Origin of the sequence: Lentzea sp. (assembly GCF_035525475.1) — a bacterium.
In the GTDB taxonomy this organism is placed as follows: domain Bacteria; phylum Actinomycetota; class Actinomycetes; order Mycobacteriales; family Pseudonocardiaceae; genus Lentzea.
Map to the genome: position 1 here is coordinate 45,593 of NZ_DATLEC010000009.1, position 6,672 is coordinate 52,264.

Annotated in this window: 8 protein-coding genes; 3 read left to right on the forward strand and 5 right to left on the reverse strand. The window is 71.4% G+C overall.

The window, feature by feature from the left end:
- Nucleotides 1–75: 75 nt before the first annotated feature.
- On the reverse strand, nucleotides 76–813 hold the full coding sequence (locus VM306_RS01370) for an SDR family NAD(P)-dependent oxidoreductase (protein WP_325510342.1): 738 nt from the start codon (nucleotides 811–813) through the stop codon (nucleotides 76–78).
- 7 nt (nucleotides 814–820) lie between these two features.
- The gene (locus VM306_RS01375; RefSeq protein WP_325510343.1) at nucleotides 821–2,653 is read right to left on the reverse strand and encodes a protein kinase domain-containing protein; all 1,833 of its coding nucleotides are present in this window, start codon (nucleotides 2,651–2,653) and stop codon (nucleotides 821–823) included.
- Between the two features lie 91 nt (nucleotides 2,654–2,744).
- On the opposite strand from VM306_RS01375, the gene VM306_RS01380 reads away from it, so the two are divergent.
- Nucleotides 2,745–3,395, forward strand: coding sequence for a Clp protease N-terminal domain-containing protein (locus VM306_RS01380; protein WP_325510344.1), 651 nt, complete (start codon nucleotides 2,745–2,747; stop codon nucleotides 3,393–3,395).
- Here the strand turns inward: VM306_RS01380 and VM306_RS01385 are convergent.
- Complete coding sequence (locus VM306_RS01385) at nucleotides 3,349–4,314, reverse strand: helix-turn-helix transcriptional regulator (RefSeq protein WP_325510345.1); 966 nt, start codon at nucleotides 4,312–4,314, stop codon at nucleotides 3,349–3,351. The genes VM306_RS01380 and VM306_RS01385 overlap by 47 nt on opposite strands.
- Nucleotides 4,315–4,417: 103 nt before the next feature.
- Between VM306_RS01385 and VM306_RS01390 the strand changes: the two genes are divergently transcribed.
- On the forward strand, nucleotides 4,418–4,819 hold the full coding sequence (locus VM306_RS01390) for a VOC family protein (RefSeq protein ID WP_325510346.1): 402 nt from the start codon (nucleotides 4,418–4,420) through the stop codon (nucleotides 4,817–4,819).
- Between the two features lie 29 nt (nucleotides 4,820–4,848).
- Nucleotides 4,849–5,316 (forward strand): hypothetical protein, encoded by a 468-nt coding sequence (locus tag VM306_RS01395; protein WP_325510347.1) that lies wholly within the window; start codon nucleotides 4,849–4,851, stop codon nucleotides 5,314–5,316.
- Here VM306_RS01395 and VM306_RS01400 read toward each other — a convergent pair.
- Together VM306_RS01400 and VM306_RS01405 are read right to left on the reverse strand one after the other, a co-directional pair.
- On the reverse strand, nucleotides 5,282–5,878 hold the full coding sequence (locus VM306_RS01400; RefSeq protein WP_325510348.1) for a hypothetical protein: 597 nt from the start codon (nucleotides 5,876–5,878) through the stop codon (nucleotides 5,282–5,284). The two genes, VM306_RS01395 and VM306_RS01400, sit on opposite strands and share 35 nt — an antisense overlap.
- Nucleotides 5,875–6,672 (reverse strand): FAD-dependent oxidoreductase (locus VM306_RS01405; RefSeq protein WP_325510349.1); only part of this gene is annotated, 798 nt, incomplete at its 5' end. The genes VM306_RS01400 and VM306_RS01405, both read right to left, overlap by 4 nt.

Consider the following 6,672-nt stretch of genomic DNA (forward strand, 5'->3'; position numbering starts at 1 on the left):
GACGGTAGTGGTCTAGACCGGTTGTCGGGAAGATCAACTGGGGACCGGAACTGGTTCCGGTCGACCGGTCGCACGTCAGCGCAGGTAGGAGGCCCCGTTCACATCCATGATCGTGCCGCTGGCCCAGGTCGCGGCCGGACTCGCGAGGAAGGCGACCGCCGCGGCCACCTCCTCGGGCTCGGCCACCCGCCCGAACGGGCTCTGCGCCCTGATCGCGTCGCCTGCCTCCCCGGCGAGCAGATCGGTGACCATCTCGGTGCGGACGAACCCCGGCGCGACACCGGCTACCGCGATGCCCTGCGGGGCGAGGGACTGGGCGAGCGACTGGGTCATCGCGTGCAGACCGGCCTTCGCCGCGCCGTACGCGGGAGCGTCGGGCTCACCGCGGTAGGCGCCGCGCGACCCGACGTTGATGATCCGCGCCCCGGCGGTCATGTGGCGGACGGCGTGCCACGTGAGGTCGGCGGGGCCGTACAGGTTGAGCTCGATCGTGCGGCGCCAGGCCTGCTGCCACTCGTCGAAGCTCGTCGCGGCGATCGGGTGGTGGAAGTAGATGCCCGCGTTGTTGACGAGGACGTCGAGTCCGCCGAGCTTCTCGACAGCCTCGGCCACGACCTGCCCGGCCTGGTCCGCGCCGAGGTCGCCCTGGACGGTGACGTGGCCGCCGCCGGGAAGCGAGCCGGCGACGGCCTGCGCCTCGGCGGCGCCGGAGCGGTAGTGGACGGCCACCTGGTGGCCGCTGTCCGCGAGGGCGTGGGCGATGGCGGCGCCGATGCCGCGGGAGGCGCCGGTGACGAGTGCATGTCGGGTCATAGGATGATCATGCCTGACTGTTGATCAGCCACTTGCCGTTCTGCTGCACGAACGTGAACGTGTGCGTCGCCGTCTCCACGACGCTCGACCCCTGCATGTACTGCAGGGTCGCGGTGACGGCGAGGTCGCCCTGCGGCACGAAGTTCGAGACCTGCACCGAGGTGTAGTTGCGCCAGAACGACTGGTAACCCTCGTAGGTCAGCCCGCGCCCCGCCTTGAACGAGTCGGTGAGCAGCGTCCAGCCGGTCGGCAGGTCGCCGGGGATCAACCCGTAGTAGGCGGTGAGCGCTTCCTGGGCGTTCTTCGGTCCCGCCGGAGGCTGCGGCTGGCCCTGGCCGGGGGTGCTGGCCGGGGGGTTCGCCTGGGTCTCGGGGGGCGTCTGGGTCGTGGTCTCCGACGTGGTCGTCGGCTGGGACCGCGTCTCGGACTGGCTCGTGGCCGGCGGGTTCGCGTTGGAGGTGCCGCTCGACGCCGGGGTGTTGTTCGCCTGGTCGTTCTTCTCGCCCTTGGGCCACAGCAGGAACGAGCCGACGCCCACCGCCAGCACGAGCAGGACGATCGCGATCGGGACGAGCGGGAACTTGCGGCGCTTCTCCTCGGCCTCCGCGGGCGGCGCCGGCGTGGGAGGCACCGGCGGTGCGGCCGCGGGCGTCACCTCCCGGGCGGGAGTCGCGAGCACGGGTGTCGCGGGGCCGGGTGAGGGTTCCACCGGTGCCGCGGGCTCCGCCGCGGCAGTGGTCTTCTCCTCGGCCGCCGGCTCCTCGACGGGCGCCGGTTCCTCCGCGGCGGGTTCCAGAACGGCGGGTTCCGGAGCAGTGGGTTCCGGGGCGGCGGGTTCCTCCGCCACCTCGGGCTTCGCCGGCCGAGCGGTCAGCCCCGCGGCCTCGGCGGCAGCGGCACCCGCGACGAGTCCGGCCGCGGCCGTTCCCGCGCCCTTCTTCGCCTTCTCACCCGGCTGGGCCTCGACCGGCAGCTCGACGGTCGAGGGGATGACCACCGTCGCCTCCGACCCCTTCGGCGAGTCGTTCACCACCGCGGCGAGCAGGTGGACGGCCTCCTCCATGGTCGGCCGGCGCTCGGGCTCGTTGGACAGCAGGCGGAACAGCACGGGGGCGAGCAGCGGACCGGCGTTGGCCGGCGGCATGATCGAGCCGCTCGCGACGCGGTGCAGCATCGCGATGTTGTTGTCGGCGGTGCCGAACGGCGGGCCGCCCTCGACGGCGTTGTAGAGCGTGGCGCCGAGCGAGAAGACGTCCGACGCCAGACCGGCGTCCTCGCCGCGCGCGACCTCGGGGGAGAAGAACGCGGGCGTGCCCACGGTCCCCGTCGCGGTGGCGGTCGCGTCCTCGTCGGTGGCGCGCGAGATGCCGAAGTCCGTGATCTTGACTTCCTGGTCGCCGATCAGGACGTTGCCGGGCTTCACGTCGCGGTGCTGGATGCCGTGACGGTGCGCGGCGGCCAGTGCGGCGGCGGTGTAGCACCCGATGCGCGCGACCTCGCGCGGCGGCAGGGTGCCCTGCTCGTTGATCACGGCGGCGAGGCTGCGGGAGGGGAGGTACTCCATGATCAGCCAGGGCTGACCGTCCTCCTCCACGACGTCGTAGACGCGGATGGCGTTCGGGTGCTCGAGACGGGCGGCGAGGCGGGCCTCGCGCATGGCCCTCGCCTTGGCACGCGCGATCCTCACGTCGTCGAGACCGTCCAGTGCGAGCAGCTCCTTGGCCGCCACCACGCGGTGAAGCTGCTCGTCATAGGCCTGCCAGACGACTCCCATCGCACCTTGGCCGACCTTCTGCCTCAACCGGTAGCGGCTCGCAACGAGCCTGCTGCTCTCCTCCACGCCTGTTCCCGTCCCCTCTGATCACTCACAAGTGTGACGGTTGCCGCGGTTGTCGTTGACCATAACCCTATATGGGGGTATAGATGGGGTTATGCCTAAAATCAACGTCTACCTGCCCGATGACCTGGCCGAAACGGTCAAGGAACTCGCCCTTCCGGTCTCCGCGATTTGTCAGCGCGCGTTGGAGGTTTCCGTCAAACGGCTCACCGCCGTGCGAGGTCTCACCGTCGCCGACCTGGACGGGGAAAGGGGTTCCCAGCTCACGCAACGCTTACGCACCGTGCTCCGGCTCGCCGCCGAGTCGCCGGTGGTCACGACCGCGGAGCTGGCGCGGGCGCTCGTCGACGAGGGCGGCAACCTGGCGCTGGACGTGTTGCGCGCCATCGACATCGACCCGCAGGCGGTGCGCTTCGACCCCGCGACGCTCGAAGGATCCGGCTTCGCGCCCGACGCGGTGAACGCGCTGGAGCTGGCGGTCGTCGAGGCGATCGCGCTCGGGCACAACTACGTGGGCTGTGAGCACCTGCTGCTCGGGATCGTGGCCGAACCGGACGGCGAGGGCGGCGAGCTGCTGCGCTCGCTCGGCGCGGACCTCAAGGGCACGCGGCGGGCTGTGCAGACCGCTCTGGCCGGCATCATCCACGTGCAGAAGCAGCAGGCGGCGACCCCGGACGCGGCGAAGGTCCTGCAGATGATCATGTCCCGGCTGGACCGGCTGGAGAAGCAGGCCGGTATCGGCTGACGAGCTCCTCGCCGATGCGGGCGAGGTGGTCGCGGACCTCGGGCGACTCGACGGTGACCAGGGCGCCCCACCCGGCGACGTTGCGGGCGATGTCGAGCGGACGGGGCGCTGTCAGCTCGACCTTCGTCTGGTCGCCGACCTCCTCGACGACCGTGCAGTGGCGGCCGTGCTGGTGCCGGAAGACGTCGAGGAACCGCGTCGGCACCAGGATGATCGCCGCCGTCGCCGAACGCCGTCGCTCGACCGCGGTGACGACCTCGTCCCACTCGCCCGCCAGCTCGAAGTCGGGCGGCCGGGTGGAGGGGGTGCCGGTGAGCGTGGCGCCCAGGATGCGGTCGAGCCGGAACGTGCGCCGGCCGTCCCGGGTGCCCGCGATGAAGTACCAGGTGCCGTCCTTGTCGACGAGTCCCCACGGGTCGACCACGCGCCCGTCCGGGGCCTGGCCCCGTTTCTGGTAGGTCAGCCGCACCCTGAGCTGCTTCACCACGGCCGTGTGCAGCGTCGCCACCAGACCGGGCCGTTCCTTGACGTCCTCGCCCCACGCGGAGGTGTCGATGATCGTCGCTTCGGCGGCGGCCTCGGCATCGGCGCGGAAGGTCTGCGGCAGCGCGCGTACGAGCTTTCTCAACGCCGACTTGACCTGTGGCGCCACGGACGCGGCCGGGCCTGCGATGAGAAACAACGCCTGTGCTTCCGCTGAGGTGAGCCCACTGAGGTCCGTGCGCGCGCCGCCGACCAACGACCAGCCGCCGCCCCGGCCGGGTTGCGGGTAGACCGGCACCCCCGCCGCGGAAAGCGCTCCCAGGTCACGGCGGGCGGTGACGAGGGAGACCTCCAGCTCTTCCGCCAGCTCAGCGGCCGTGATCCGACCGCGGGCCTGCATCAGCAACAACGTGGCGACGAGTCGGTCTGCGCGCATTTCTCCAGGTTTCCGCTGAAAGTGCTCACTAGATGAGCACTTTACGGCCGAAGCTGAAAACACAACGACTAAGTGAGTCCTGGAGGCAGTTGTGTTGCGAGGAATGTCGACCGTGTCCTACTTCGCCGACGACGTCGCGGAGGCCCGTGCCTGGTACGCGTCGTTCCTCGGCGTCGACGCGTACTTCGAGCGCAGCACCCCGGACGGCCTGCTGGCGTACGTCGAGTTCCGGATCGGCGACTACGAGGCCGAACTGGGGATCGTGCACCGCCTGTTCGAGGTGACGCCGTCGGACGGGCCGGCGGGCGAGATCGTCTACTGGGCGGTCGACGACCTCGAGGCGACGCTGGTGAGGCTCAAGGAGCTCGGCGCCGCGGTGCACGACGAACCGCGGGTGCGCGGGGAGGGGTTCGTGACGGCGTCGGTGGTCGACCCGTTCGGCAACATCCTCGGCGTCATGACGAACACGCACTACCTGTCGATCGCGGAGCGGAATCACAGCTGACCACCGCTCCGACCACCTATTCTGCCCAGATGCAGCTCGCCATCACCGGACACCGCGGTCTCTCCTCCGACCTGGAGGCGCGGGTCGACCGCATGATCCGGGACGCGGTCGCGGGGAACGGCGACGTCGTGGGCGTGTCGTGCCTGGCGGACGGGGCGGACGCCGTGTTCGCGCAGGCGGTGCTGGACGTGGGCGGGTCTCTCGTCGCCGTGCTGCCGGCGTCGAGGTACCGCGAGACGTTGCCCGAGCACTACCGGCCCGTCTTCGACCGGTTGCTGGCCTGCGCCGGCAAGGTTGTGCAACTGCCGTACGTCACGCCCGACCCGCACGCCTACATGGAGGCGGGCAAGCGGATGGTCGACGAGTCCGACTCGTTGCTCGCCGTGTGGGACGGGCAGCCCGGCCGTGGTCCCGGCGGAACGGCCGACGTGGTCGCCTACGCGCGGTCGCGGGGTGTGCCGGTCACCGTGCTGTGGCCCGAGGGCGCGATCCGCTGAGCGCACGCCACAAGACCGCCGGTGTGAACAGTTTCGCGGGGTGGTCGGCCATCTGCGCGACGCGGACGTACGCGCGGTAGACCCGCTTGTTGCCGGGAACGGCCTTGGCCACGCGCCGCGCGTACCACTGCCGCCACCGCGTGCGCAGCGGGATCTTCCTGGCGCTCCAGCCGAGGTCGGCGGTCGTCACCGAGGTCCACGGGACCTGTGCCGCCCTGGCGACCGCGCGCTGGAACAGCAGGGGGTCCTTGGCCAGGTCGTGGTCGCGCAGCAGGTGGCGCAGGTCGGCGCAGGTGAGGGCGGCGAGCGTCATGCCGTGGTCGTGGACGGGGTTGAGCGAGACCACGGCGTCGCCGAGCGCGAGCAGCCCGCGCGGCCAGTCCGGGACCTGGTGGAAGCGGTTCCAGCGGCTGTACAGGGTGGTGGAGCGGTGGATCGGTGACGCCGGGGTGGCGGTCTTGACGATCTCCGCGATGTCCTGGCACTCCAGGGTCGCGGCGTGCTCGGCGAACCCGTCCTCGTCCGTCGGCGCCGCGTCGTCGTCCGCGCCGATCAGCGTCACGAACCACAGGCATCCGTCACTTCGGACACTGCGCCGCCGCGTCGTCGTCCGGGCGCCCACGTGGTCTCGCGTGCCGTTTTCCAGTCGAGCCTCAGGTCGGCGTTGACGTGGTAGAGGCGCGAAGCGCAGGAGGCGCGGCTGTTGACGATCAACGGTGCCGGGCGGTGCACGCCGTGCTCCGCGAGCCAGGACACGAGCTTGCCCGCGTTGCCGGACGCGTCGACCACCAGGTCGGCGTAGTCGGTGAACGGGCCGTCGCCGCGCACGCCGCGCACGCCGGTGACCGTGCCGCGGTCGTTGAGCAGGCCCTCCACCGCGACACCGTCCACGAGGGACACGTTCGGGAGCTTCAGCACGCGCCTCCTGACGGTCCGCTCGATCGTCACCCGCGTCGCCGAGAGCACGCTCAGGCCGAGGTGGTCGCGTGGCGCCCAGCCGGTGGGGAAGCGGACGAGGTGGTCGCTGCCGACGTCCGCGCGGACCGCGCCCGCGTTCTCCAGCTCGGCACCGAACCGGGGGAGGAGCGCGTCCAGCACCTCGGCGCCGCGTGCCGGCAGGGTGTGCGCGTGGTGCGCCTGGGGGAGGCCCGGCCGGTGCCGGGTGTCCGCGGTGAGCCGGTCCCGTTCCACCACGACGACGTCGCCGTACGACTCGGACAGCACCCTCGCCGCCAGCAGCCCCGCGAAGCCGGCGCCGATGACCAGGGCGCGGTCGGAGTACATGGCGGCCATGCCGGCACGGCGGGACGCCCGGAACGATCCGCCGAAAGTCCCGTGTCCGAACACGCCCCCTAG

Bases quoted from the DNA above. Each gene is read 5' to 3' on its own strand.
- VM306_RS01370 (WP_325510342.1), bottom strand. From the start codon at position 813: ATGACCCGACATGCACTCGTCACCGGCGCCTCCCGCGGCATCGGCGCC.
- VM306_RS01380 (WP_325510344.1), top strand. From the start codon at position 2,745: ATGCCTAAAATCAACGTCTACCTGCCCGATGACCTGGCCGAAACGGTC.
- VM306_RS01385 (WP_325510345.1), bottom strand. From the start codon at position 4,314: ATGCGCGCAGACCGACTCGTCGCCACGTTGTTGCTGATGCAGGCCCGC.
- VM306_RS01390 (WP_325510346.1), top strand. From the start codon at position 4,418: ATGTCGACCGTGTCCTACTTCGCCGACGACGTCGCGGAGGCCCGTGCC.
- VM306_RS01395 (WP_325510347.1), top strand. From the start codon at position 4,849: ATGCAGCTCGCCATCACCGGACACCGCGGTCTCTCCTCCGACCTGGAG.